Below are 25,266 nucleotides of genomic sequence, written 5' to 3'. Positions count from 1 at the left end.
TATATTTTTAAGAACATTGAAACTATTTTCTATAATTATTTCACTTTCCGAAATAGTTTCGTTATAATGGAATCACTTACTAAAAAGGGGTGTTAATTAATGGAGGTATTGCCATTACGAAAAGATGTACCAGTAGAACAAACATGGGATTTAACAGTTTTACTTGAAAATGACGCGGATTTTGAACCTGCTCTAGCGAAGCTTGTGGAAGATGCAAAAAATTTCGAAAGCACGCATCAAGGTACAATTACGGATGCTCAAAAGGTAATTGATGTTTTAACAGCTTATGAAGCACTATATGAAAGCATAGTTCCTATTGGTACTTATGCAAGCTTAAATAATCAAGCTGATCATACAGATAATGAAGCCCAAATGCGTGCTGCAAAATATGGTACAGCAGTCGGAAAAATAAGTAGTACAATTTCTTTTGTACGCAGTGAATTACTAGCACTAGATGAGTCTATTTTAGAAGAAGCTGCTACATTAAGCCCTAAATATAAAGTCTATATAGAGGAATTATTAAAACAAAAGCCTCATCAGCTACATCCAGAGGTAGAAAAAGCACTAGCTGCATTTAGCTCTACTTTTGATGCACCATATGAAACGTATAATACGACAAAGCTTGTAGATATGCATTTTGGAGAGTTTGAGGCCAATGGCGAAAAACATCCACTTAGTTTTGTATTATACGAAAATGATTGGGAGTTTGACGCTGATACAAATGTTCGCCGTGCAGCTTTCCAAGCATTTTCGAATAAGTTGCGCGATTATCAGCACACAACTGCAAAAATTTATAACACTCACATTCAACAAGAAAAAACTATGGCTGATTTACGAGGTTTTGATTCTGTCATTGACTATTTATTATTTGATCAAGATGTTGATCGTACGCTTTATAATCGTCAAATAGATCTGATTACGAAAGAGCTTTCTCCGCATATGCGCCGCTACGCAAAGCTTATTCAACAAGCAAACGGCATTGAAAAAATGACATTTGCTGATTTAAAGATTGCCCTTGATTCAGACTATGATCCGAAATTAACAATGGCTGAAGCAAAAGAATATGTTGAAAAAGCATTAGACGTTTTGGGTGAAGATTACAAAGAGATGCTCGAAAAGGCGTTTAACGAACGCTGGATTGATTATGCACCTAACAAAGGTAAATCGACTGGGGCATTCTGTTCAAGTCCATATGGTAGTCATCCGTATATTTTAATGTCTTGGAATGAACGTATGAATGAGGTATTTACTTTAATTCATGAGCTTGGGCACGCAGGGCATTTTGTGAATGCACATGCCAATCAATCTTATTTTAACAGTCGTCCTTCGTTATACTTTATCGAGGCACCATCAACAATGAATGAAATGCTACTAGCTAATTATTTATTAACCCATAACGATGATCTTCGCTTCAAACGTTGGGTAATTTCAAATATTGTATCCAAAACGTATTATCATAACTTCGTCACACATTTACTTGAGGCAGCTTATCAACGAAAAGTATATGAATTAATCGACGCTGGAGAAGCTGTGAATGCTACTGTTTTAAATCAATTAAAACGCTCTGTATTAGAAGATTTCTGGGGTGACACTGTCGATATTACTGAGGGTGCAGAGCTTACTTGGATGCGTCAACCGCACTATTATATGGGCCTATATCCATACACATATAGCGCTGGCTTAACAATTTCTACACAAGTATCTAAGCGTATCTTAAAAGAAGGTAAGACTGCTGTAGATGAATGGCTAGCAGTCCTTCAAGCTGGAGGTACGAAATCACCTGTAGAGCTAGCTCAAATGGCAGGTGTCGATGTTACAACAGACCAGCCGCTACGAGATACGATTGCTTATATTGGTCAACTTATTGATGAACTAGAACGATTGACGACTGAAATGGAAGCTGTCAAAGGCTAAACAAAGCGAGAACCATCTACGCTATTTCTAAAGCGTAGATGGTTTTCTTTTTTTTAGGTTCTAAGCAGGAAAATACATACATATACTAGAATCAGGCCGTCCTTCTATGTTTTTTGATATTTCTAAATAGACAATCATTTTTCTTCGTACAAATGTACCGTTATTATTAATTGTATGCAATTTATTTAGCAAAATTCTACTAACAATTTTCAAAGGAAGTGTTTCTAATTATGGTAAAACGTAATGATCCATGCCCATGCGGTAGCGGCAAAAAATATAAAAAATGTTGTGAAGGTAAACAACAGGTTACCGTAGAAGCTGTAGCAATCGAAGAATTAGAGCGTGTACTACAAACATTTTACTTAGAATATCCTGAACGTAAAGATGTTCGTGCCTATATAGAGCATGTAGGTACATGGCAACCTAAATTAGAGAGCGTACTGCAAAGAGAGCTGATTGAGGCGATCGCGTTAGACGACTTCTTCTTCCACCAAGACCCCTCTATTTGGAAAGGTTACTTAAAGAAAACAAAGAAAAAAACGGTAAGACCTTCTACGGTAAAAGTGTTAGAAGGCTGGTCACAACCTCGTCTATTTGTTGGTTCCGTGTCAGTTGTAGAAGAAAAATATTTCAAGGCTACACATGTGTTAACAAATGAAGAGATTAATATTCGTCGTGAAAATGACAAACCAATCCCTGAAGGTATGCATGTCTTTGCATTCATCTTACCAGATGGTACAAAAAAATCAGAGCATTATTTAGCTGTCTCAACGCTTATCTTCTTCCCAGAAGATCATGCTAAAGTATTTGAGCAATTCAAGAAAAATTTTGAGGCTTCTGAGAAAAAGGCTGGAGCATTCTTAAAAGAAGAGCATTTATCCTTCTGGGAATTACTTGTGTCAAACGGTTATAAAGGCGAGGAGTTCACGAACTTTGAGAGCAATGTAATCACACAGGTAAAAGATTTCCTTGAGCAAAATGAGCGTGAAACAGCTCCTATGTTAGAGCTTTTAGAGGACTATTTAATTGAAGGACAACCATCTGCGCGCAAAGAGGCGGCCATTGCTGCCGGCGCAATTCGATATGGTCAAGAAAAAGAGCTATTCGAGCCGTTATCACTGACTGTAAAAGAAATTGCGGCGACGTTCGATATTTCAGCTTCCTCTCTCACAAAATACTACCAAGACTTAAGTAGCTATGCTGCAACTAAATAATGCTTAAAATAGCGCAACACACTCTATGCAATTTTAGAGTGTGTTGCGCATTTTAGTTTACATAGAAAAAAGCTACCTTTATTATCGGCAATGAGCCAACAATAAAGGTAGCTTTTTCCACGGTAACCAACCATCACTATCATTTCCGAACATATTGTTATTTATGCATCGAATTTAGTAAATATGATTATTTATTGAGCAAAAATGAAATAAGCTTTATTTTATTTAAACATAGTCTGTTTAGTTCCTATGATTACTTTGCCATAGTTGTAAAACATTTCTGTAATGGTTTAAAACATTATTTACTATACACCTTCAAGAGCTCTTCTCCGAGAAATTGTAGTCGCTCTCCTACAGTGCAAGCTTCAATACAGAAACGGTGAGCTCCAGGTTTACCACGATCTTTTCGTAATTGCTTTATGACTAAGCAATCAGCACAATACGTATCATGTAGTTCATCAATATCTTTCATAACCGTCACTTTATCCAAATTGAACTCTCGCTCCTTTCACGTCCAAATTTCGCTTCTTACTATTATGAAGTGAACATTTTGAACAAGCAACTATTTTGTTTAACCATTTAGCAAATCTCTTTTGTAGCGACAGGTAAATAAGTTCCCCACCTCTATAGGTAGTGAGATAAAAGCGGATTTGAGCTACTTTTCTTTTCAGCAGGTGATCCAAAGCCTCCGGCGGATGTCACGGAATCGGAAAGGAGTTCTTAGAGGATGTTAGCCTAAAACCATCGCATCCATGCGATAACGGCTAACTGACCTGCATCGGTAAAAACGCCACGTCTTGTGGCATTACCGAAATGACCGACATCGTGTCGGCCCTCGTGCAGGCAAGACAAAGCCGATTCCGGACGCAATTATGCCGAGGCATAATTGATCATCAACTAAGATATTGTGAAAAAGCACTATTGATGTACAATTAATGTATAATCTAAATCAAAAAGTAGGGATTTTATGTTAGAAGTATATATAGATGCTGCTAGTGCAGGTAATCCTGGCCCAAGTGGTATTGGGATATTTATTAAAGGAGAAGGCCATCATATACAAATCAGTGAGTATATAGGGCAAACTAATAACCACATTGCCGAGTTTACTGCCTTAGTTCGCGGTCTTGAGGAAGCACGAAAGCTTGGTTCAAACCTAGTCTCAGTGCGCTCAGATTCAAAAATTGTTGTTGCCTCTATGGAAAAAGAATATGTGAAAAATGAGGAATTTAAACCTTATCTTGAGCAGGCACTTACACTTGTGAGTAGCTTCGATTTATTTTTCATCAAATGGATTCCAGATACGCAAAACAAAGCAGCAGATGCACTTGCACGTAAAGCGATTCAAAATGAAAAAAATTAATTTATAGGGACTGCCTCTTGTCTTACCAAGAGTCGGTCTCCTCCTTTCACTTCATTCAGATACTTAATATCCCCCAATATTTTAATTTTTATCATCTTCATTTTCATATATAAACAAAATATATGCCATGCTCATAAGGAATCGCCAAGTCCTCATCCAATTAACTTACATACTTGGCATATATATATAAATATCTCCCCTGATTTTTGATGATAAGCCATAAATCAATATATTTTCCAATTATTATTAGTATAATTTGTATCCTCAATGTTATTTTATTGACATACTATTGTAATATTACAATGTTAATATCATATATGTATTAAGTTTTTAAAGTTATTAGGAGGATACATATTATGAAAAAGAATAAAAAGTATAGATGGGGATTGAAATTAGCTACATTGGCTTTAAGTTCATCTGTACTTTTTTCAACAATTGACACAGCATCAGCGGCAACTTATACAGTAAAATCTGGTGATTCTTTATGGAAGATTGCCAATCAGTATGGTGTTACTTATCAAACATTGATGAAATGGAATAACTTATCTTCTACGACAATTCGCGTTGGACAAAAGTTAAACCTCAATACCCCACTCACATCAGCAACAATATCAACACCTACACCTAAACCAACAGCTGCAGCTAAACCAACAGTTACACCTAAACCAACAACTAACCTAGTGCAAGTTGCTAAAAAACAATTAGGCGTAAAATATACATTTGGTGGAAGTAAACCGAGTACAGGTTTTGATTGCTCAGGCTACGTCACTTACGTATATAATAATGCTGGTATTTCGACAGCTCGTAAGTCTGCAGCAGGTTTTTACAGTACAGCTAAAAAAGTAAGTTCACCTCAAGTAGGTGATCTAGTATTCTTCGCTAATACATATAAAGCTGGTATTTCACATGTAGGCATTTATATTGGAAATGGTCAAATGATTAGCGCAAGTGACGGTGGTGTTTCTATTGCTAACATTAATAGCTCTTATTGGAAAACACACTTTGCTGGATATGGTCGTATATAGTGAATAAAAAAAACAGTTGGGATTCCCCAACTGTTTTTTCTTTATACATGTGCTACTTTTTTCGATTTTATTTTTGCTAAACGTAGTAAATAAATGATAAAGACTACAACTAGCAAGCCTGCTCCAGTTAGATAAACAGAAGAATAGCCTGCTTGCACGGCCACCATTCCTAAAATGTATGAGCCAAGCGCAATGCCAAGGTCAAACATCGTAAAGAACGTTGCTGTTGCATAACCACTGCGTGTATGTGATGTAGATTGTATAGCTAATGCTTGTAAGCTTGTAGTTACTGCCCCATAGCCTAATCCAATAAAGATGGCTGCAAATAAAAATAATGCTGGTCCTGAGACAAATGCGAGCATAACAAGACCGATAGCAAAGAGTATAATACCAGGTATAATAACAAACTGCGGCCCTTTTGTATCATAAAGTTTACCTGTATATGGACGTGTAATAAGCATTGCTGCTGCAAATACTGCATAAAATAGACTCGCTACAGCCATTAAATCTTTTTGCTGTGCGTAGACTGATAAAAACGATAAAATACTCGAATATGAAAAAGCTACTAAACTAGCAATCGCCGCAACTGGAAGTGCACGACGTTCAAATAAATCATCAAATTTAAATGTCAATTTACCCTGATGTTCAGGCTTGGATAAATCATCAGTTTTTATCGTTACAGCTAGGATGCCCCCTGCTAATATACAAATACTCATCACAATAAATAATACATTGAAGCTACTATATTGAATAAGTAGCAAACCGATAAATGGTCCAATAACTACTGCTAAGTTAGTAGACATTGCGAAATAGCCTAGACCTGTACCTTTTCGATTGGCTGGCACTATATCTGCAGCTAAAGAGCCAGCAGCTGTTGTAATAATACTAAAGAAAATCCCTTGAATAAAACGTAGTCCTAGTAAAAGTCCAAAAGGATGAATAAATAAATATAAAACTGTACATAAAAAATACCCTATAATTGAAATAACTAAAAGCTTTTTCTTCCCAAAAACATCTAATAGTTTACCCGAAAAAGGACGAACGAAAATGGCTGATAATAAAAATCCTGATATTAACAATCCCGCTTCCTTGTCTGTCTGGTGCAACTCACCAATCGCATATAGCGGCAAAGTCGTTACCAATCCATAAAAAACAAAAAAGACCGAGATATTTGTTAAAAAGAGACTAATAAACCGCTTCGTCCATATTTTTGTATTCCCCTCTTGCTGCACGTCTATCAACCTTTCATTTTTTCCAATAAAATTATAAATTGCTGTTGTTCCTCGACAGTCAATGCCCCTACCATTTCTTCCTCAAAAACTAAGATGGTTTTAGTGATAGCAGGCAAATGTTCCTCTGCAAATGGTGATAAAGTAACGATTTTTTCACGTTTATCTTCACCTTCAATTCTAAGCACCCAACCTAAAGTCTCGAGTCGAGTAATTGCTCTAGTTATACTCGGTGCCTCAACGTTTAAATACTTCCAAATTTGTGTTAATGTCATTGGCCCATGATTATGTAAGCAATATAAAATAGCCCATTGTGAGCTATACAAGTTATGCTGTTTCAGTACTTCATTTAAACAATTCGTTAAATAACGACTTTTTTGGAATAAAGCATGAAAGATAGGATTCATGTTAGCAACCTCCTAATTTATTTACCTAGCTAAATAAATACTATACTCTTCATTTTTTTCGTTGTAAAGCAAGTTGTTTGAAGGTGCATTGTAGGAGCAATGATCCCCAGCCGACTGTCGTATGATTCATTATTATCAGCGATTCTCTCCGATGTACTAAATATCAGAAGGGAATTTTTTGAAAGTGTCGAATTAAGCTAATAGATTACAAATAAAAGGAGATGGAAGCATGGGGAAAAAGGTATTAATACTTGCAGGAGACGCAGTTGAAGCTTTAGAAATTTTTTATCCTTATTACCGTTGTCTTGAGGCTGGCTATGATGTAACGATTGCAGCACCATCCGCGAAGAAATTACAGACTGTATTGCACGATTTTGTTGATGGTGTCGATACATACATCGAGCGTACAGCATATGGCTTAGAAGCACACGCATCCTTTGCAGAAGTAGATCCAGCACAATTTGACGGGCTCATCATTCCTGGTGGACGAGCGCCAGAGTACATTCGTTTAAATGAACATGTTCCAGCACTAGTGAGCCATTTCTTTGAAACAAATAAACCAATCGCTGCTGTATGTCACGCAGCTCAAATTTTCGCGACCATTCCAGAAGTTCTGAAAGGACGTGAACTAACAGCCTATATTGCATGCAAGCCCGAAGTTCAAGTAGCTGGAGCGACGTATATCGATACTAATCTTCACACAGACGGCAATTTAATTAGTGGTCATGCATGGCCAGATTTACCTGGATTAATGCGAGAATTTATTAAAAAGCTAGAAAGCTAACGGAATGAGGATGCCCGAAAGTAGGCATCCTCGTATTTTATGGAGTGGTTTCTTGGAATTCAATTTTCACTACTTTATTTGTATTGGTTACATATTTGATTCGAACATGTACACCGAATTCCTTGTCACTTTGTTTTAGCCAAAGTTTAAATTTTTCAATAGTGGAGTCTTCAACAACCTCGCTTCCCTCATGCAAATAATCGAGGATTTTTGCTTGAGGGTACTTTGCATGTGTCTCTTTTATCGCTACTTTTCCCCATTGAGCATGAGCTGGTATCCCCTGTTGAGCATAAGTAATTGTTGGGGTGTTTATGAATGCAGCAAACAATACAAGAAAAATGCCAAGTTTCACACAAAATTTCCACAAGTTAATCAACCTTTCATATTCTTTTGGTATAAAGTAGCCAAAACTGCAAAAAATAAGTGCTCCTTAAGTATTCTCAACCTTAAGGAGCAGTTTTTGTTATTTTTTACTGGATTGTTTTGGTTGTTGAGGATTGTTATGAATTACTTGATTAAATTCTGCTGAATATTCTTCACGATCATTTCTTTTATGTGTATCTTCTTTCTTTTTCTTTTTAAAGCTCGTTTTATTCTTCTTTGCCATTATTTAAGCCTCCATACTTTGGTTATTTGTTTTTGTTGGACTGCTGATTTTTCTTATGGTTCGTTTTATTATCTTTATTTTTTGCTTTCGCATCAAATTCTGCAGCGAATTCTTCATTGAGATTGTCATTCGGGTTATTGTTATTACTATTTGATTTATCGAGGTCTATTTTTTTGTAGGTATCAAAGGGATTTTGCGTTCTAACATTCATTGTTTTATTGTTGTTTTTGTTGTTTTCATTGGTGTTTCTATTGGCCACGGATCTTCACCTCCTACATGTAATGTGCTCAGGATAGAAGGTTTTATGCTTTGGGGATTACTACAGACATTGCTAAAACTTTTACAGTATAAAAAAATGTACATCACTAATATTAATTAGTAATGTACATTTCATTAACTTCCTAGAAAAAGAAATAAACCCGAAACCTATATATATCAAGGGTTTCGGGTGGTTTAGAGAAGTGGATTATTTGCGTTAATTTATATTTTGTGAACAATCATATTCTCCCTTTTTCACATAAATTGATCATAGGTTTCCTTACGAGCATGATCATAGAGCCTTGCATATAGTTGCGTATGCTGCATTTCCTCATGGCCGAGGAGAACCTCGATGCATGAGAGCAGCATTCCCTTCATAGCTAAATGAGATGCAAAGGTATGTCGCAATGTGTGGGGGGTAATTTTCATACCTAACTGGTCTCCATACTCGGCTAATTTTTTTTGGACAGTCCTATGGCAGATTGGTCCTTTTCCAGTTGTATTCACGAATACATTGGGCATATCGTCTTCTCTCCCTTTTAGATACCTGGATAGTTGTTCCCCACATTCTCGTGTAAAAAGAACAATTCGAGACTTTTTACGTTTACCTTTTGTAATTACAATTGACCGTTCGGACCAGTTAATGTCTTCCTTTTTCATGGCAGATAATTCACTAATTCGTATGCCTGTAGTATACAAGATTTCAACTACAACTCGATAATACTGGGCATCTTTTGCCAATTCCCTTAAACGGGTCACTTGTTCCATGAAGTCTGACGGACAGCGATTTTGTATCTCCCTGTCCGTTATGCTTTTCTGTCTCTCCTTGCCACTTGTATTCTCAGCCCTCTTAGTGTCTCCTATGGGATTCACCATTTCTTCCACTAAGTAAGTCCTTCTTTGGATTGTCTGCTTCATCGAACAAGTGAAATTCGAGTTTATTCCACACTTCTTCATAGTTCGGTCCTTCCCATGTAAACGGTACTATGACCTCTGCTGACTTCTGATGGTTCAGCTACTTATCGCTAAGTAGGTTACAAAGTGTACTTTGCATTTCCATCAGAACTCCCCGGGTAAGCGTATGCACTTTCACACCATCTATCCGCCTCATTTACTCGATATGACCTTCGACAGAATGGACTTTGTGTTGTTATGCACACTCATCCAATCATACCTAGCCTTATATGAGATTCGTGTTCCTCGGACCGGTGTTTTGCCTCCAGATTCCGCTTCGCCACGGACACCCTTGCTCTTGGCTAACCTCTACTTCTGTCTTCGGGGTTCGGGACTTGCACCCTATAGTTCATACGCATGCCGGGCGCACATAAAAGAGTCTTTAAGACTCTCTCAATAGTTGTGAATATTTAGTTTTGAAAACCTAGTATTTCTTTTATTCAAGTATTTCTTCAATATAAGTTCTTAATTAAAAATGTTTTGATTTTTCTATCTATGAAGCTTGTTAAGTCGTCATTAAATTGTAATATTTTCCTTTTTGTTATTTATTTGGTAGTATATCAAGTAATTCTTTTGATTCTCCTTTTGATAATTTAGTATATTTCACATCATTTTCTACCAGAATCACTTGTTCATTTGAATTTACATAGATTAAATAATAAGAAGACTTCAATTCCTTATCAGAGTCTATAAAATCAAAAGACATTCTGTACTTTAATAGTCCAAATGATTCTTCACTTTTTTCTTTCCATTTAACTTTATTTAGAATTTTATTTATTATCGAAACTTGATCTTTATCTAGGATTTCTAAACTCTCTTTAAAATCCCCATTTTCATTAGCTATCTCTAAAATAATTTTCTTTGCATCATTAGAACATCCAACACATAAAAAAATCAATGCAAATGAAATAATAATTATTTTTTTTAACACAAAAATCCCCCCCTTCTAATTGTATTTCTTATTAAATTTTAACACTATTGACTTTTATTCTCAATTTACATTAATATGGTATTGTTGTTATATTATGTAAACAGGAGATGATTGTATGAAGAGGAAATTTTCGTTTTTAGCTTTATGTTTTGGAATCTTTTTTTGTTTTCAAGTACCTGAAGGACAAGCTTATGAATTAAATAGCAAAAAATTTAGTAATCCAAAAGATGCATTTTATTGGATAGACCCTACTTTTGATAGTTACAAATTAGGTGGTGAAGTTAAAAGTGGAATTTTAGCGTGGAATGCGCTCCCTGAAATCAATTTTACAAAAAAAGTAGCTACTGCATCTGGTGTAGAAGCAAGTGTTGAATACTTGGATAAATATAATGGAGATACTTATGGTCAAAGTTTTGGTAGTGGGCGAATCACTATTTATAAAAAATGGCGTGAAGAGTTAAATTCAACTCAAAGAATTGAAACTGTAGTTCATGAAGTTGGTCATGAGGCAGGATTAGGTCACACACAAGAAAAAAATGATGAAATAGCAGTTATGAGAAAATTAGGCTTTAATAACAAAGCTTATCCTTTAAAAGATGACAAAGCTGGAATCGCAAAAAAATATTGAAAGGAAGGTTAAAAAATGAAGAAAAATTTTTTCATGATTAGTGCCGGATTAATAGTTTTATTTAGTGGTAGTTTTCTTATTTCAGAAGGATTTTCTATAGAAGATACTAATGAAAATAAAATTATTTCAGAAGATTCTCCTTCAAAGCCTAAAAGAATTGATGGCGAAGCTAAAACGAATGGCTTCATTGATTTGAATGAATTAGCGGAAAAATCACCTATTATTGTTAAAGGAACTAAACTAGAGGATGTGCGAACAGAAGTATTTAAATCTAAAATAGATGAAGCCGTAATTGGTGGATATACAGTTGCAGATTTTGAAATTACTGAAGTTGTAAAAAATGCGACTACCAATGATAAAATTAATCTAGAGCAAACTATTCCTATTGCAGAATTAAATTTTGAATCAGAAGGTACTATTTACAGCGTTAATGGGTATGAAAAAATGAATAAAGGTGATGAATATTTACTATTTCTAACAGACGAACAAGATGAAGTATTTGCTACAAGTGGTGTTACAGTTGGTAAAGTCCCATTGGACTCTAATGAATTAGAAATTTATGAAGAAAACTTAGATGATTCAGAACTGAAATTAATTGAAAGTATTTTTAATGATGCTAGAATAGAATTCAATAACTAAATAAAATATGTTAAATCTTCAATTCATTTAAATAGAGAAAAAGCGTGTTCCAAAACTTTTTTTATAATACGCTTTTTCTCTACTTTTTTAAGTGGTTATTTAATTTTGTATTTTAAAGCTCATTAACTTCAAAATTAAATCCTTTAAATGAAACGATTCTTAATGATCCTGTGCTTGTTTTCTCAAGATACTGTACCTTACAGAATAATCTTGGTTCTAGCCACATTACATCTCGTTCCACGCTACCTATTATCTGTTTAGCTATTTCTCTAAATGCTCTTTTTTCATCAGGTTTAAAGCCAAACTCCACATTCGCAACAGGTCTATAATTACCATTTCTTAATTGCGTACCTACTATCATTGTAAATGGATTTTCTTTATAGCCTAATATAATAGTGTCCATTACTTTAAAGTGTTTATATTTTAACCAACTATGCGAACGATGCTTAGCTTTGTAGGTAGAATTGCTTCGCTTTCCTACGATACCTTCCATACCCTTTTCTTTGGTCAACTGAAAGATATCATTACCGTTACCCATAACTGAAGGTGTAATCAACAAATTATTTGAAGGTGCAATTATCGATGAAAGCATTTCTTTCCGTTCTGCCAATGGTTTATTCATAACGGATTTATCAGTCGATAATATGTCGAATGCGATAAACGTAGTAGGATGAGTTATCGCAGCTTGTTCAATTTTTTCTTTATTAGAAAGTCTACCTCGATATGCAAAATCATCAAATACAGATACCCCATTTCGTAAAACTACACCTTCACAATCAATGATTGCTTCATGTTCCTGAATTGATTGTCCTGCAGCTTGTAATTAGCAGTTACATTATTTCCATGACGAGTATACGCTTCTATTCGATCATTTTGTTTATGCAAAAGGATGCGCCAACCATCCCATTTTATATCGTAAATCCATTCAGGATCATCCATTATTTCATTATTGTTACCCATCGAGAGCAACATAGGTTTTATTGGAGTAAACAACATTGTATCATCTCCTTATCTATAATTATCTCATGATTGAACGTTCAAAAACATAAGAAATACAAGGTACTTATGGTAATTAAAAAAAGAGAGTCAACAAGACTCTCTCAATTTGATTCTATTTGTTTAATATTGCTCTAATTTCAGATAATGACTGATCACGAACCAATTTACCATTTACGAATACATCTTCTAATAAATCATCATCGTAGATTGATTCATTGTATAATCCATCAACGTAAGAAATACTTCCGTTTGATTCATAAACTTTAACTTTGCCGCGCAGACTACGTTTAGTTCCATCATCTGTCTTAGGATCTTTGAATAATAACTTTTCTTCACCATTAATAACTGCATAAGTAGCCTTCATTGCAAATCCAAAAGAATCTCGTGTATTGTATTGGAATGTATAAGAACCGATACCATAAACTACATTTGTTGATGCAAATCCTTTAGCTTCTAATCGCTCACAAATTTCTCAAAAGAGCGTTAATCTACATTATAGTTAGACAATTGTATATTCAGTTATATTTAATAATGCACCGACTGCACCTGAAAAACCGTGGTCATTTATAAAGACTGGTGTATGTTTTTTCGTACGTGTGTAATTGGCAATAACACGTGTAAGTTGATCGTTATTACTTAAAGTTGAACCGATATAAACGATATGTTGAGCATTTTTTTCTTCAGCATATTGAATACTAAGTGTTGTAATAACCTCACCTACAAGCCCTTGTACAGTTGCAATAATATCTTCTTTTGGATGTTTGACAGATTCAGTAATACCAACTTTCCCAAAATTACTAGCTGTCAATTGCCCATCAATAGGTGTGTCCATCCCTTGATAAATATCCTTTACTAGTAAATCAATTTCTTCTCGATTACCTTTAGTGGCCAGTTCTCTTATTTCATTATAATCCGTGATGCCAGTTGTAAGCGCTGACAATCCAATCAATGTTCCACCACCTACACCTGTTCCACCAACACGAATATGCGTATTATCTTCCATATAATGAATTGAAGTACCAGTACCAATATTAGTAATCATACTTCTTTCGAAGAAGTAGCCCTCTTTATGCAATAAAAATCGAACGCCCTTCAATGTGGCTTCAAACTCTACTATATAATGAATCGATTTCATTGTTTTGATGACATCCAGTAATTGTTCTGTACGCCCTCCCGTAACACCAATATCCTCAATATCTGGATGATTAATAATCCAATTCTGCACTGCTAGCAAATCATTTGACGGGAAAGTTATTAAAACGAGCTCATTATGCTCATCTAAATAAGCAACTTTTGTCAATGTTCCGCCTGCGTCAATACCTATAGCCTTTGGCATACCATTCTCCTTTGACTTTACGTACAATCTCTATTTCAGATGGTGAGATATATACTAGATTTTGCTTGTATTCAAGAGGCGTTTAAAAGCCAGTTGAATAACGTTCATGCCTCCACAAATGTCACGGATTTTGCAAGGAGTTATTGTGCCAAAATCCGATGTATTGTATTTCAATACCGAAAGCAAATCAACAGCTACAAATGTCTTCTGTGCGAAAGCGAAGCGTCAGCAGCAAATGTTTTCTGTGCGAAAGCGCAGCGGCAGCAACAAATGTCTTCTGCGCGAAAGCGAAGCGTCAGCAGCAATTACTCGAAAAGTGAAGTTGTATCTCTGTCCTTCCTAAACTTTAACGCTGTTGAAATAAATGTGCAATAACTTAGCAAACTTTCATGAAAAAAAGACGAAAAATATCAATTTTTTTCTATATAATCACACGATTTTCGTCGCATTTTTATAACTTTAACATTATTCTACTATAAAAACACAAAAGAAGTGAAAATGCAATGATACTCGATGCATCATCGATTCTAGCAAGTGGGTGTCGTTAAAAATTAAAAGTTGGGCGATAATTGCTGAAAGTGTTCCGATAAATGTCATGTGAAATTGCAACCCGATTATCTCCCCTCTCTTTGTCTTAATCTTTACCAATTGAAAATAGTTGAATATAAATTGAACAATCTGTTTTATCTTTCATCACTTTTACGATACGATATACTATAGATGTGTTACCATTTGAACGGAGGAATACAAGTGAAAGATCAAAAAAAACTTTATAAAGAAGCGATGCAGGTTTTAAAGGAAACTAGTCGCACTTTTTATATACCGATTACTTTTTTAAAAAATGATTTAAAATTGTCTGTGGCAGCCGCATATTTAGCAATGCGTGCTATAGACGAAATTGAGGATCATGAAAACCTATCTAATGACGTGAAATTCGATTTACTTAATGCAACAAGCGAGTTATTAAAGGAATCATTTAATGCTGAAGCTTATGAAGCATTATTAGCGCCATATGCAGATCAGCTACCTGAAGTATCTCTTCGTTTAGCAGATTGGCTAACGTTTTGTCCTGAAGGCTCACGTAAAATTGTCCAAGCTTCAACAAGTGAAATGGCGTTTGGGATGGCAAAATGGGCAAAAGCAAACTGGCAGGTGCATACGCGAGAGGATTTAGATGATTATACATACTACGTTGCAGGGCTTGTTGGGACAATGCTGTCCGAGCTTTGGGCGTGGGGTGCTGACATTCAAACAGATCGCGATTTAGCTATTGGCTATGGCCGCGGTCTCCAAGCAGTCAATATTTTACGCAATCAGCATGAGGATATGGATGAGCGCGGAGTAAGTTTCGTTCCTGATGGTTGGACTCGTGAAGATTTATTTGCATATGCGGAGGAAAATCTCGCAAAAGCTGATCTTTATATGAAAGATATTAATAAACGTACGGTATTATTATTCTGTCGTTTACCACTTGCATTAGCCCATAAAACATTGAAGGCCATGCAAGAAGGTCGTGAAAAAATGTCACGAGCAGAAGTAGAACAAACAGTCGAAGAAGTACAGGCTGACTAAAACTTTCACCATTTAAAAACAGCCTCAGTATGAGAAACTCTCATCCTGGGGCTGTTTTAGTTATACGGACTGGACTAGATTAACAATCATTTCATAACTAAAAAAGACTGAAAGCATCGTTAACAACATAAACACTACCTTTTCAGCTTTACTGCCCGTTTTTGTAGTAATGGGTAGACGTACTGAGATGGATACTGGGAAGAACAGCTTAACACCCTTCTTCGTCCCCATATCAAGGAAAATATGACTTGCCATCCCTAATAAAATACCTAGCGAAATGGATTCGTAAGGTATAAATGTATGTAGTAGCATCCAAATCAAAAATAAAAAAAGCAAACTATGTGTAAAGGAACGATGTCCAAACAGCGAATTCACAGTTTTTGATATGATGGGAAACTTCCTCCCGATTTTGCTGCCTCCATGGCAAATATCTGGAAGTAATGCACCGATAACGCCCGCCCCTACTAAAACAAGCGGATTATCATTAGAAATTTGTGCAAAAGCAAGACTTGCAGTGATGCCCCCGATAATATGTGTATTCCCTTGCATTATTTACTTCTGCTCCTTATATCTCTATATTTTTACCCTTCTTAATTTAACACACCTCAGCGCAAAAGGGAACATATATTCCGAACGTATAATCCCTTTTTTATTGACGAAATTAACTTTCATATCAAATTAAAAATATCAGAAACATTTCAGGTTCTTATTGTATATATAGGATACTTAGAGATAAAAATGAATAGTGGAGGTTATTTATGAAATCTATCAAAGGAATTTTGTTTATCATACTAATAATGAGTAGTAGTGCTTTACTGTGGTATTTTGCTACACCTATAGAGCCTATCCAGGCAGTTAACAGGCTCAGCCACATCATTGGAGGCATGGCCATCACAGGCTTCTTTCTTGTCTTTTTGTTAGCAACAAGAATGAAAATTTTTGAACGTTGGTTTCATGGACTAGAAAATGTTTATTTTTATCATAAATATGTAGCAATACTTTCACTAGTATTAGTGGTTATTCATGGTCAATTACAAGGTCTGGTCCCCCACTGGGATAAAGTACAAAGAACTTCACTCAGCGAATTTGCGAAAGAGCTAGGATCACTTGGGCAATATGGTTTCATAGCGCTAATTGTAATTGCGCTTTTTGCTAAATTTCTAAAATATGAGCACTGGCGGATCTTTCATCGGTTAATGCTTATCCCTTATACATTTGGAATTTATCATGCCTATTTTTCAAGCAGATACGATTTATTACAGCCTACACCTTTAGGAATTTTTACAGCAATAACTGCAACTATTGGATTTATGTCAGCATTATATATGCTGACGATGTATCAGGATATGTTTTTTAAATATAAAGGCAACATTACGGGGATTAAAAAATTGGGCTCCAATGTTATTGAACTGGAGCTAACACTTGATAAAAAATTACCATTTCGTCATGGACAATTTATTTTTATCAAGATTTTGCAAGATGGCATAGAAAAGGCGCCTCATCCCTTTTCAATTTCAGGTGGCGATGGAAAAATATTATTTGTCACTATAAAGGCGATTGGTGATTTCACAAAAAAAGTATATGATTCAGTTCAGCTGAATACACCAGTTACACTTGATGGTCCTTATGGTCATTTAAACTTTGAAAACGGAACACAACAACAAGTTTGGATAGCTGGTGGTATAGGCATTACTCCATTTTTATCTTATTTGCAATCACAGCCCGTAAATCGTGATATTGAGTTATTTTACACTTATCATGGTCAAAATGATGCTATCTATAAAGATTTTTTACAGGAGTATGCAGAAACTAATCAACAATTCAAAGTGAACTTTATTGATACTACCCAAATGGACAGGCTTTCATTTAAAAATTTTGCAGTGCCCCCGCAAACAAGTATTTTTATGTGTGGCCCTGAAAAAATGCTAAAACATTTTGCCAAGCAATTGAAATCCCGCAATAAAGATATAAGCGTTGACTTCGAGGCATTTAAATTTAAGTAATAATAATCAATTATGCCTCGGATTATCAATTATGCCTCGGCATAATTCCGCGACATCCGCTGAAAGAAGTTAATCAAAACTCTCTAAGGCGAGCGATTTACTTGGAATTCTAAAAAGAATATCGTATAGTAAAATATCATAAATATAAAGGAGATTTTTTAACGATGACTACAACTAAAAGTTATATAAATAAAGTAATGCACGATCGTAAATCTGTGCGTAAGTATGAGGCAAATTATAAAATTCCTCAATCAGATATAGAGGAATTACTTGTCGAGGCAACAACCGCTCCTTCATCAAGTAATTTACAACCTTGGCGCTTTTTAGTGATCCAAGATGAGGCAGTAAAAAAAGAACTACGTTTAATTGCTAATAACCAGGAGCAAGTAGAAACTGCGTCTGCCATCATTGCGGTATTAGGCGATACAGCAATGTACAATAATGTTGAAGAAGTCTATACAAAAAACTTCGAGCTTGGCTATATGGATGAAGCAACAAAAAACATGATGATCGAAAATTCATTAAAGATTTATTCTAATCTTCCTAAAGAAGTTCTAAAAAATATAGCTACATTTGATGCAGGCTTAATTTCTATGCAAATCATGCTTTTAGCAAAAGAAATGGGCTATGATACGGTTACAATGGGTGGCTTCAATAAAGAGGCTTTTGCGAAGCACTTTGAATTAACAGATAATCTAGTGCCGATCGTCTTAATCGCCATCGGAAAAGCAGCATCACCAGCTTATGGCTCTTCTCGTTTAGCGCTAAATGACATTGCAAAATTCATTTAATCGAGAGAGAAAGACTGTATCAATTACGCTTGGCTTGAAATGCCCACTGAATGAAGAAAAATGTTCTTTTTCGAATAAATATGATACACTATATATAGAATAAAAAAGACTGGATGCGTCAACATCCAGTCAAAGCAACAATCATGCCGCAATCATAGCGGCTGACCAAGTTAAAGTTGTAGCTATCGCCACCTTACTTAGCCGGCAGGGTGGCTATTTCTTTTTATTTTGAGAGACAATAATGCTAACCATCAGTGTCAGTACCGCAATTAGCAAAAGGCTACACTGCACAATCAAACTGAATGCTTCAAATACTGTCATCCGCCTCACCCCCTTTCAAAAGGGAGTTCAGCCGCCACCTGCATTATGAATTGTTGCTATTGTTAGTCTAACAATTTTACGAAATATATTCTATGAAAAATCCTCAGAAAATTTAATATTGCTACTCATTTGCGTAATTATTCTAAAACAACTCTAAAGAATAGTTTTGTACATTAATCTAAGCCTGACAATTTAGCTAATGACTCTTTCAAAAGCTGTAGCTCAGACAGTGACAACGTAACACCCTTCCCCATCTTTGTATGATCCTCCGACCAATCTCTAATATCGTATTTCGGTTCACGACCATTCCAGCTAATTAAATTCAATTCTTTTTTCCAGCCTTTATTGCCTTCCGATAATACCGCAACTGTTTCAACAATTTCGTATTTAACTTCTGCCATATTTATTCCTCCTTATTTTATCTGTAATAAGAACTATATATTGAAATAATAGGATAATCAAACGTGACAACACTTGAAATAATTACACTTCCTAAGAAACGTAAAATCCGTCAGAGTTATTCTATGTTCTTCCATAATAAAATCAAATTAATTTTTTAACTTATGTACCTTCCTCGGCTCCCATAACGTCGTATATCCGTTCATTATTGAGTAATCATATAAATCCACAAGTTTGCTATTTTCATATGTATAAAAATAAGTTGGTTCTCTAACAATTGACACTAAATTATAGTTTCTTTCGAACATGGACTCTAAATAAAATCTAGTTGTGATTTTGTCACTTTTATGCAAGTTACAATCATTACACGCCAACACTAAATTCCATAAATTATCATTTTGAATAAAGCTCCACGGAATGAAGTGATCGACGTGTGTTTTTCGACGATTAGTTGATAAATCACAATTACAATAGAAGCATCGATTTTGTTCAAATTGTGTAAGAACCTTGTAAAATGTTTCTAAAGAACTGCGCTTTGAAATGACTTCTACTTTCGAAAGCAACGCCATTGTACTTGTGACTTCATTCACTTTTTCAAGATATTTGGCTAAATGATAATTTGTTAGATTTATTAAAACCCGCTGGTATTTTTTCATGAATTGATAGACAGGATTGTTGAAACGAAAATGTGCATGTTTGATGTCAAATTCATAGAATACCCCTGCTGTATCTCCGTAAAATGCGCCGATAACGTTCTGCTTACAATCACGCTTCACCTCATTGACGATTTTTAGTTGCAACGAATCTAAAAGCTGATCGAATTGCCATTCTGGAGGGATAGCATTGTCATTAGCATATTTCTGTAAGATGGTTTGGGCACGAGCAGGTTTATTTTTATTAGGTGATTGTGCTAACTTGTGATGAATTACCAGATTCCAATATATATTTGTGAAAGAATAAAATATTTGATCATAACTGAGTACTAACTTCTCGTCTACATTGTATAAATTTTCAAGCAATGCTTTAAAAAACACATATTTATAAGAAGTTGCGACTGATGAACGATAGTAAAAATTATTCAGATGTTGCCAAATCTGATCCTCAGTTACATATTGTTCACGTATTTCACCGACCTTTAAATCATGCGACATACTGCTTCCCCCTACTCCTTCACCTCAATTAAATATATACCTTTCGAAAATCCTCCGCGTTGGCTCTTCTTCTGAGTACGTATTTGTTCTAATTGTTCGTAGGACACGTCGTACATTTGTATAGCTGTATGTACTAATTCTAAAATATCCGCAAGTTCCTCAACGGCCTCTTTTGGTGAGGCTGCCTCTAGAAATTCTAATGCTTCTTCTTGCATTTTCACTTTTATTTCCTCTAAGTGTTCTCCTTGTTCTAATACTCTTATGCTACATGTTTTACCCTCTTCTTCAATTACTTGAGGAAATCAATTATGCCTCGGCATAATTGCGTCCGGAATCGGCTTTGTGCTTGCACAAAGAACTCCTTCCCGATTCCGTGACATCCGCCAGAGGCTTTAACTTCTTTCAGCGGATGTTTGGACACCCGCTAAAAAGTGAATTAAAACCGCATTCATCTCACCGCCTATAAAGGTAGGTGACTTCTGCTGAAAGAAGTTAAATCACGTACTAATTTATTGTATATTGGCATGCTTATAGTCCCCTTTTAACACACGATTATTTTCCATATTTCTGCTGAATCGTTTGAATATGTTGTTTTTTGATTTCATTAGATACTTGCATTTGAGGTACAAGCTTATTGTAAATTGCTTGAATATCTTCTTGTGAGAAAAACTGTTTTGCAGTTTGCTTTTGCGTTTGGATAAAACGCCTTAAATCCTCTCGTTTTATAACATGTACATTTTGGGAAGTTACTCCCACTTTTTTCAATGTACAGCGTTCGCTAAAGACAATGACTGAATGAATTGCTTCTTTCGGAAGGTCTAAAAAATCTTGAATTGCACGGATATGCGTAGCATTTTGCCGGATCGGATTGAAAAATTTATATTTTTTCTTATTCGGCATCGTTTGTGTCCATTGCTGTTGTGTTTCATTACCAAAAATCCAGCCACTATAGTTTTTTGATTCAATCACATATAGACCAGTTCGATCAATATAAAGCAAATCAATTTCCGTTAATTCATCTGAATTTCTCTTGGGAATATATACATTTAATAATTGTCTATGACTTTGTAAGGCATGCCTCTCAATAATTTTCGATGTTAAGTACTCACCATTTCTCCCTTTATCGAGTTTAACTGCAAAGAAATTATTTTTTGTCAGTTTATAATAGACACTTTTCCGATAATTTTTTTCCATAAGGTAAAAGCTTATCACTATCAATATAAAAATTATAATTAGCATCACTTACTCTCCTCTCTCTTATTTCTTTTACTTCATATAAGCCAAAAATCCTAAAACTATTATACCAATACTTATGAGGATATTTTTAGCATTTTTTACATTAGTGCTCAAATATTCATCAAGATAGTTTCTTGTAGAATTTAAATTTATTTGTAAGCTGTCTTGTTCAAGCACTGATTTTTTGTGACGTCTACAACAATTGGCTACTAGTTTGCCAACCTCTTTTTTTGATCCAACAATCATTTATCAAAAAATGAACATTAATGCAATATTTACATCTATTCAAATAGTGCAAATACATCATTAACATTAAATTCCGGATATAATTAACTGTAGATTTATGACTTTAGTATTGTTATTATTGTGAAGTATTTTTTTGGAAAGGAGGTTTTTATATGTACGATTCTTCATATTACAATGATTTCGATGATTTAGATTTGGCATTCCTCTTTATTATGTTAATTTGTATTGCATTGATAAGTATCGCAAGCTATGTAATTAATTCACTTATTTATTACCAGGCATCTAAAGCAAATGGCTTTAGCAAACAAGCTTATATTGCTTGGATTCCAATTGCTGGTGTTTATAGCCTTTTCTTATTAACAGCAAAGGGTGATGATGACGCAACAATTCGTTCAGCAGCAATAAAGAATGTTATTATTTACGCTGTATTAACAATTGTTTCATTAATTCCGTATCTGTTTCTGGATATAATTGCTTCAATAGGTCTTCTTGGCTTTATTTTCCACTTCACATATCGCCTCTTCTATCGTTGGACTGGCGGAACTGGGAAAGCTGTACTTTATACGATTTTATCGTTCATCACATTAGGACTATTCTATGCTATTTACGGCTTAATAAAAATGAATAAACCTTTCGTTGCATAATACATATGCAAGTACAAAAACCTCTTTACACTTTTCAAAGGTGTAAAGAGGTTTTCTAGTTATTCACGTAATTTTACACTATAGTGTCTCATGGACTTAGGGATACCTTTTAATGCAAGTACCCCACTATAGACTAAAAATCTTATTCTACATTCTAAAAAGAAGACACTAGGAAGCTCTTCTATTAAAGGTAATAGTTCCGCAATCACTGTCCCCGTCTTTATAAAATCTTTTGTTGCTTGTTCGTTATGTAGCCTTTCTATCCTCTCTATAATAAGTGGATCAAAATAATTTTCTGGAACCCCTTTTATTTCATTATTAATCCATAAGCGCAGAATATCGTTAGTTTGCGATAATGTTTCCCATTCATTTTGGAAAATAAGACGGTCCTGGATAGTTAATGGCTTTTTTTCTTCTATGTTGATAAAAAGCTGTGCTAATTGCTGTGAACTAAGATGACTTGTCGCACAATTAGCCTTACTATGTTCTGTTGTATTAATGAGAAAAATCTCATTTGATTTATCTCGCAATAAATAGAGGAAAAAACGAAGCCCACATTGTTCATCGGCATTATTACCATACCAAATATAGATTGGAACATGATTAGAAATATCTTCTATTTCACGCAAAGTATTTATAAACTTATTTTGATAAACATCTTCCTGTCCATCATTAATATTTTCAAATAACCAATTATTTCGGAATGTTTGACCTCGTTTCTCCTCTAGCTTCCACAATGGTCCAATTGAAAAGCAATCAGGGAATCCAATCACATGTTTAGGTGGTGGTAGTGCTACTCTCACTGAACCAGCAGCAGATTCAGAGCTCACAATATGAACTGCCTGCGTTGTTATTCGATGGTCCACAAAACGACGTTTTTGAATACAGTCATTGATAATTTCTACTATGTCGCTTAATTTATGTTGCTCAAGCCAGAACCCACACCCCTCAATTGCTTCACTTTCTTCATGGTTGAATGCTTCAAATTGATCATGATGCTGTAATTCATAAGCCTCCCATTCACTCCTATCTATCAAATCCGATGCGTTCAGATAATGATGTGTTTTAATTCGATAGACAAAAACCATATTTGATTCCAATAAAAAATAAATATATGGATAATTTACTTTCGATTCCATAACTCAGCCCCCTTATATAAAAATTTTACCATATTAAAAAATTGAGAACTATTCGTTGTATTTTCTACTCTCTTACGACACTTGATCTATCAAATTTTGAAAAAGAAGTTAGATAACAGAAAAAATATGCTATATTATAGTTAGAAAATTTCGAATTTCTAATTTTTAATACAAAGGGGTTTGATGATTGTGTATGAAAATATTTTAAGACATCCAGGACCTACGCCAATTCCGAAAAAGGTTCAGCTTGCGATGAGTCGCGATATTATAAGTCATCGAAGCAATGAATTTGTAGAGCTTTACCGTGAAACAATTGAATTAGTAAAACCTGTTTTTGGGACAAAGCAGGATATTTTACTCCTTCCATCAGGTGGTACAGCTGCTTTAGAGGCTGCGGCGGTTAACACTGTCTCTGCTGGTGAAAATGTAGTTGTCATCACTGTTGGAGCATTCGGAGACTATTTCATTTCGATTTGTGAGAAATACGGCTTTCATGTACATAAGCTTGAAAAAGAATGGGGGCAAGCTTGCACAGCTAAGGAGTTACGAGAATTCTTGCAGCCGTTGAAAGATATTAAAGCTGTTTTTGTCACATACAATGAAACTTCCACTGGTATCTTAAACCCAATTGCTGAATTAGCACAAGTTGTACGTGAGGAAACGGATGCATTATGTATTGTCGATGGTGTAAGTTGCCTAGGTGGAGCTCCTGCAGAAATGGATGCCTGGGGAATCGATATTCTTGTTACTGGATCTCAAAAAGCGATGATGCTACCTCCAGGACTTTCTCTTGTCAGCGTTAGTGATAGAGCTTGGAAAGTTATTGAAGAAAATAATACGCCTTCCTATTATTTAAACTTATTAAGCTATCGTAGCTGGGCAGAAAAAGGGATGACTCCAAACACGCCTACTGTGACACTTATTTCTGGACTGCATGAGGTTTGTAAACTTATAGAGGAAGAAGGAGGCTTTGAACATACAGTTGCCCGCCATGAACTAATGAAAAACATGGTGCGTCATGCTATGAATGCCCTTAATATTGAACTTCTCACTACGGATGAGCATGCTTCTCCGACCATTACAGCGATTATGGCACCAAAAGGGATTGCACTCGGTGACTTCTTGTCGCATTTAAAGCAACAATATCATTTAGATTTCGCTGGAGGACTCGGTCATTTGCAAGGGAAAATTTTCAGATTCGGCCATATGGGTTACTGCTTCCCAAGTGATATTTTACAGGCCGTTTCTTTAATGGAAGCTGCACTTCAAGACTTTGAATATGACTTTGAGCCAGGTGCAGGTGTACGGGCAGCACAGGAAGTATTTTTAACCGCTCAGCGAAAACAATTGCAGTTGTAAAGCTTTAACTAATGGAAAACCTCCAAATCTATGTATGATTTGGAGGTTTTATGATTACATTCACGAGGGCCAGGAGTCGCACAGCTTTCACACCAATTAATATATATCATGGCATAATAA

General features: G+C 35.2%; 31 protein-coding genes. 12 read left to right on the top strand and 19 right to left on the bottom strand.

What is annotated here, in order from left to right:
• Positions 1 to 99 precede the first annotated feature (99 nt).
• Positions 100 to 1,914, top strand: a complete 1,815-nt coding sequence (pepF, locus tag ABH966_RS08290) for an oligoendopeptidase F (protein WP_370077406.1) — start codon at positions 100 to 102, stop codon at positions 1,912 to 1,914.
• Between the two features lie 230 nt (positions 1,915 to 2,144).
• Positions 2,145 to 3,128 (top strand): SEC-C domain-containing protein, encoded by a 984-nt coding sequence (locus ABH966_RS08285; protein WP_370077405.1) that lies wholly within the window; start codon positions 2,145 to 2,147, stop codon positions 3,126 to 3,128.
• 298 nt (positions 3,129 to 3,426) lie between these two features.
• Here ABH966_RS08285 and ABH966_RS08280 read toward each other — a convergent pair whose 3' ends face one another.
• Positions 3,427 to 3,618, bottom strand: coding sequence for a zinc-finger domain-containing protein (locus ABH966_RS08280; RefSeq protein WP_132358910.1), 192 nt, complete (start codon positions 3,616 to 3,618; stop codon positions 3,427 to 3,429).
• A 477-nt stretch (positions 3,619 to 4,095) separates the two neighbouring features.
• Here ABH966_RS08280 and ABH966_RS08275 point away from each other — a divergent pair, with 477 nt between their 5' ends.
• Entirely contained in the window at positions 4,096 to 4,488 is a 393-nt protein-coding gene (locus ABH966_RS08275) for a ribonuclease HI family protein (RefSeq protein ID WP_370077404.1), read from the top strand.
• A gap of 356 nt (positions 4,489 to 4,844) precedes the next feature.
• Positions 4,845 to 5,513, top strand: a complete 669-nt coding sequence (locus ABH966_RS08270; RefSeq protein ID WP_370077403.1) for a C40 family peptidase — start codon at positions 4,845 to 4,847, stop codon at positions 5,511 to 5,513.
• Between the two features lie 41 nt (positions 5,514 to 5,554).
• On the opposite strand, the gene ABH966_RS08265 is transcribed toward ABH966_RS08270, so the two are convergent.
• Positions 5,555 to 6,751 carry an MFS transporter gene (locus ABH966_RS08265; RefSeq protein WP_370077676.1) on the bottom strand — a complete coding sequence of 399 codons (1,197 nt, stop codon included), beginning with the start codon at positions 6,749 to 6,751 and terminating at the stop codon, positions 5,555 to 5,557.
• The gene (locus ABH966_RS08260) at positions 6,751 to 7,149 is read right to left on the bottom strand and encodes a MarR family winged helix-turn-helix transcriptional regulator (protein ID WP_370077402.1); all 399 of its coding nucleotides are present in this window, start codon (positions 7,147 to 7,149) and stop codon (positions 6,751 to 6,753) included. Before ABH966_RS08260 ends, ABH966_RS08265 begins: the two co-directional genes overlap by 1 nt.
• Positions 7,150 to 7,378: 229 nt before the next feature.
• Between ABH966_RS08260 and ABH966_RS08255 the strand changes: the two genes are divergently transcribed.
• Positions 7,379 to 7,933, top strand: coding sequence for a DJ-1/PfpI family protein (locus tag ABH966_RS08255; RefSeq protein WP_370077401.1), 555 nt, complete (start codon positions 7,379 to 7,381; stop codon positions 7,931 to 7,933).
• A 37-nt stretch (positions 7,934 to 7,970) separates the two neighbouring features.
• Here ABH966_RS08255 and ABH966_RS08250 read toward each other — a convergent pair whose 3' ends face one another.
• From ABH966_RS08250 to ABH966_RS08230, 5 genes are all read right to left on the bottom strand, one after another.
• Positions 7,971 to 8,300, bottom strand: coding sequence for a DUF3889 domain-containing protein (locus ABH966_RS08250; protein WP_370077400.1), 330 nt, complete (start codon positions 8,298 to 8,300; stop codon positions 7,971 to 7,973).
• Between the two features lie 96 nt (positions 8,301 to 8,396).
• Entirely contained in the window at positions 8,397 to 8,540 is a 144-nt protein-coding gene (locus ABH966_RS08245; RefSeq protein ID WP_323656514.1) for a hypothetical protein, read from the bottom strand.
• Between the two features lie 22 nt (positions 8,541 to 8,562).
• Positions 8,563 to 8,799, bottom strand: a complete 237-nt coding sequence (locus tag ABH966_RS08240; protein ID WP_370077399.1) for a hypothetical protein — start codon at positions 8,797 to 8,799, stop codon at positions 8,563 to 8,565.
• 254 nt (positions 8,800 to 9,053) lie between these two features.
• Positions 9,054 to 9,674 (bottom strand): tyrosine-type recombinase/integrase, encoded by a 621-nt coding sequence (locus ABH966_RS08235; protein WP_370077674.1) that lies wholly within the window; start codon positions 9,672 to 9,674, stop codon positions 9,054 to 9,056.
• A 619-nt stretch (positions 9,675 to 10,293) separates the two neighbouring features.
• Positions 10,294 to 10,683 carry a hypothetical protein gene (locus ABH966_RS08230; RefSeq protein ID WP_370077398.1) on the bottom strand — a complete coding sequence of 130 codons (390 nt, stop codon included), beginning with the start codon at positions 10,681 to 10,683 and terminating at the stop codon, positions 10,294 to 10,296.
• Between the two features lie 115 nt (positions 10,684 to 10,798).
• Here ABH966_RS08230 and ABH966_RS08225 point away from each other — a divergent pair, with 115 nt between their 5' ends.
• The gene (locus ABH966_RS08225) at positions 10,799 to 11,311 is read left to right on the top strand and encodes a matrixin family metalloprotease (RefSeq protein WP_370077397.1); all 513 of its coding nucleotides are present in this window, start codon (positions 10,799 to 10,801) and stop codon (positions 11,309 to 11,311) included.
• A gap of 15 nt (positions 11,312 to 11,326) precedes the next feature.
• A complete protein-coding gene (locus tag ABH966_RS08220) occupies positions 11,327 to 11,950 on the top strand; it encodes a hypothetical protein (protein WP_370077396.1) in 624 nt (207 codons plus the stop codon).
• 112 nt (positions 11,951 to 12,062) lie between these two features.
• Here ABH966_RS08220 and ABH966_RS08215 read toward each other — a convergent pair whose 3' ends face one another.
• The 4 genes from ABH966_RS08215 to coaW form a co-directional block, all read right to left on the bottom strand.
• Positions 12,063 to 12,731, bottom strand: coding sequence for an ATP-dependent DNA ligase (locus ABH966_RS08215; RefSeq protein ID WP_370077672.1), 669 nt, complete (start codon positions 12,729 to 12,731; stop codon positions 12,063 to 12,065).
• Entirely contained in the window at positions 12,713 to 12,946 is a 234-nt protein-coding gene (locus ABH966_RS08210; protein ID WP_370077395.1) for an ATP-dependent DNA ligase, read from the bottom strand. Before ABH966_RS08210 ends, ABH966_RS08215 begins: the two co-directional genes overlap by 19 nt.
• Positions 12,947 to 13,061: 115 nt before the next feature.
• Positions 13,062 to 13,364, bottom strand: coding sequence for a hypothetical protein (locus ABH966_RS08205; RefSeq protein WP_370077670.1), 303 nt, complete (start codon positions 13,362 to 13,364; stop codon positions 13,062 to 13,064).
• A gap of 84 nt (positions 13,365 to 13,448) precedes the next feature.
• Positions 13,449 to 14,285 carry a type II pantothenate kinase gene (gene coaW, locus ABH966_RS08200; protein ID WP_370077394.1) on the bottom strand — a complete coding sequence of 279 codons (837 nt, stop codon included), beginning with the start codon at positions 14,283 to 14,285 and terminating at the stop codon, positions 13,449 to 13,451.
• Positions 14,286 to 15,035: 750 nt separating this feature from the next.
• On the opposite strand from coaW, the gene ABH966_RS08195 reads away from it, so the two are divergent.
• On the top strand, positions 15,036 to 15,857 hold the full coding sequence (locus tag ABH966_RS08195) for a squalene/phytoene synthase family protein (protein ID WP_370077393.1): 822 nt from the start codon (positions 15,036 to 15,038) through the stop codon (positions 15,855 to 15,857).
• A gap of 60 nt (positions 15,858 to 15,917) precedes the next feature.
• Here the strand turns inward: ABH966_RS08195 and ABH966_RS08190 are convergent, their stop codons facing one another.
• A complete protein-coding gene (locus tag ABH966_RS08190) occupies positions 15,918 to 16,406 on the bottom strand; it encodes a metal-dependent hydrolase (protein WP_370077392.1) in 489 nt (162 codons plus the stop codon).
• A gap of 209 nt (positions 16,407 to 16,615) precedes the next feature.
• On the opposite strand from ABH966_RS08190, the gene ABH966_RS08185 reads away from it, so the two are divergent.
• Together ABH966_RS08185 and ABH966_RS08180 are read left to right on the top strand one after the other, a co-directional pair.
• A complete protein-coding gene (locus ABH966_RS08185; protein ID WP_370077391.1) occupies positions 16,616 to 17,860 on the top strand; it encodes a ferredoxin reductase family protein in 1,245 nt (414 codons plus the stop codon).
• Positions 17,861 to 18,024: 164 nt separating this feature from the next.
• Entirely contained in the window at positions 18,025 to 18,651 is a 627-nt protein-coding gene (locus ABH966_RS08180; protein WP_370077390.1) for a nitroreductase family protein, read from the top strand.
• A gap of 213 nt (positions 18,652 to 18,864) precedes the next feature.
• Here ABH966_RS08180 and ABH966_RS08175 read toward each other — a convergent pair whose 3' ends face one another.
• From ABH966_RS08175 to ABH966_RS08155, 5 genes are all read right to left on the bottom strand, one after another.
• Positions 18,865 to 18,972 (bottom strand): putative holin-like toxin, encoded by a 108-nt coding sequence (locus ABH966_RS08175; RefSeq protein ID WP_370077389.1) that lies wholly within the window; start codon positions 18,970 to 18,972, stop codon positions 18,865 to 18,867.
• Between the two features lie 173 nt (positions 18,973 to 19,145).
• A complete protein-coding gene (locus ABH966_RS08170) occupies positions 19,146 to 19,373 on the bottom strand; it encodes a YdbC family protein (RefSeq protein WP_370077388.1) in 228 nt (75 codons plus the stop codon).
• A 147-nt stretch (positions 19,374 to 19,520) separates the two neighbouring features.
• The gene (locus ABH966_RS08165; RefSeq protein WP_370077387.1) at positions 19,521 to 20,522 is read right to left on the bottom strand and encodes an HNH endonuclease; all 1,002 of its coding nucleotides are present in this window, start codon (positions 20,520 to 20,522) and stop codon (positions 19,521 to 19,523) included.
• 11 nt (positions 20,523 to 20,533) lie between these two features.
• On the bottom strand, positions 20,534 to 20,743 hold the full coding sequence (locus ABH966_RS08160; protein WP_427445990.1) for a pyrophosphohydrolase domain-containing protein: 210 nt from the start codon (positions 20,741 to 20,743) through the stop codon (positions 20,534 to 20,536).
• A 331-nt stretch (positions 20,744 to 21,074) separates the two neighbouring features.
• On the bottom strand, positions 21,075 to 21,761 hold the full coding sequence (locus ABH966_RS08155) for an NERD domain-containing protein (protein WP_370077386.1): 687 nt from the start codon (positions 21,759 to 21,761) through the stop codon (positions 21,075 to 21,077).
• A gap of 395 nt (positions 21,762 to 22,156) precedes the next feature.
• Here ABH966_RS08155 and ABH966_RS08150 point away from each other — a divergent pair, with 395 nt between their 5' ends.
• The gene (locus ABH966_RS08150; RefSeq protein ID WP_370077385.1) at positions 22,157 to 22,648 is read left to right on the top strand and encodes a hypothetical protein; all 492 of its coding nucleotides are present in this window, start codon (positions 22,157 to 22,159) and stop codon (positions 22,646 to 22,648) included.
• A gap of 59 nt (positions 22,649 to 22,707) precedes the next feature.
• Here the strand turns inward: ABH966_RS08150 and ABH966_RS08145 are convergent, their stop codons facing one another.
• Positions 22,708 to 23,787: a DUF1835 domain-containing protein gene (locus ABH966_RS08145; protein ID WP_370077384.1), complete on the bottom strand. Its 1,080-nt coding sequence runs from the start codon at positions 23,785 to 23,787 to the stop codon at positions 22,708 to 22,710.
• Positions 23,788 to 23,976: 189 nt separating this feature from the next.
• On the opposite strand from ABH966_RS08145, the gene ABH966_RS08140 reads away from it, so the two are divergent.
• Positions 23,977 to 25,146: a pyridoxal-phosphate-dependent aminotransferase family protein gene (locus ABH966_RS08140; protein ID WP_370077383.1), complete on the top strand. Its 1,170-nt coding sequence runs from the start codon at positions 23,977 to 23,979 to the stop codon at positions 25,144 to 25,146.
• Positions 25,147 to 25,266 lie beyond the last annotated feature (120 nt).

This window comes from Lysinibacillus sp. RC46, assembly GCF_041262385.1.
Taxonomy (GTDB): Bacteria; Bacillota; Bacilli; order Bacillales_A; family Planococcaceae; genus Lysinibacillus.
This window is presented reverse-complemented; position numbering and strand designations above follow the sequence as displayed.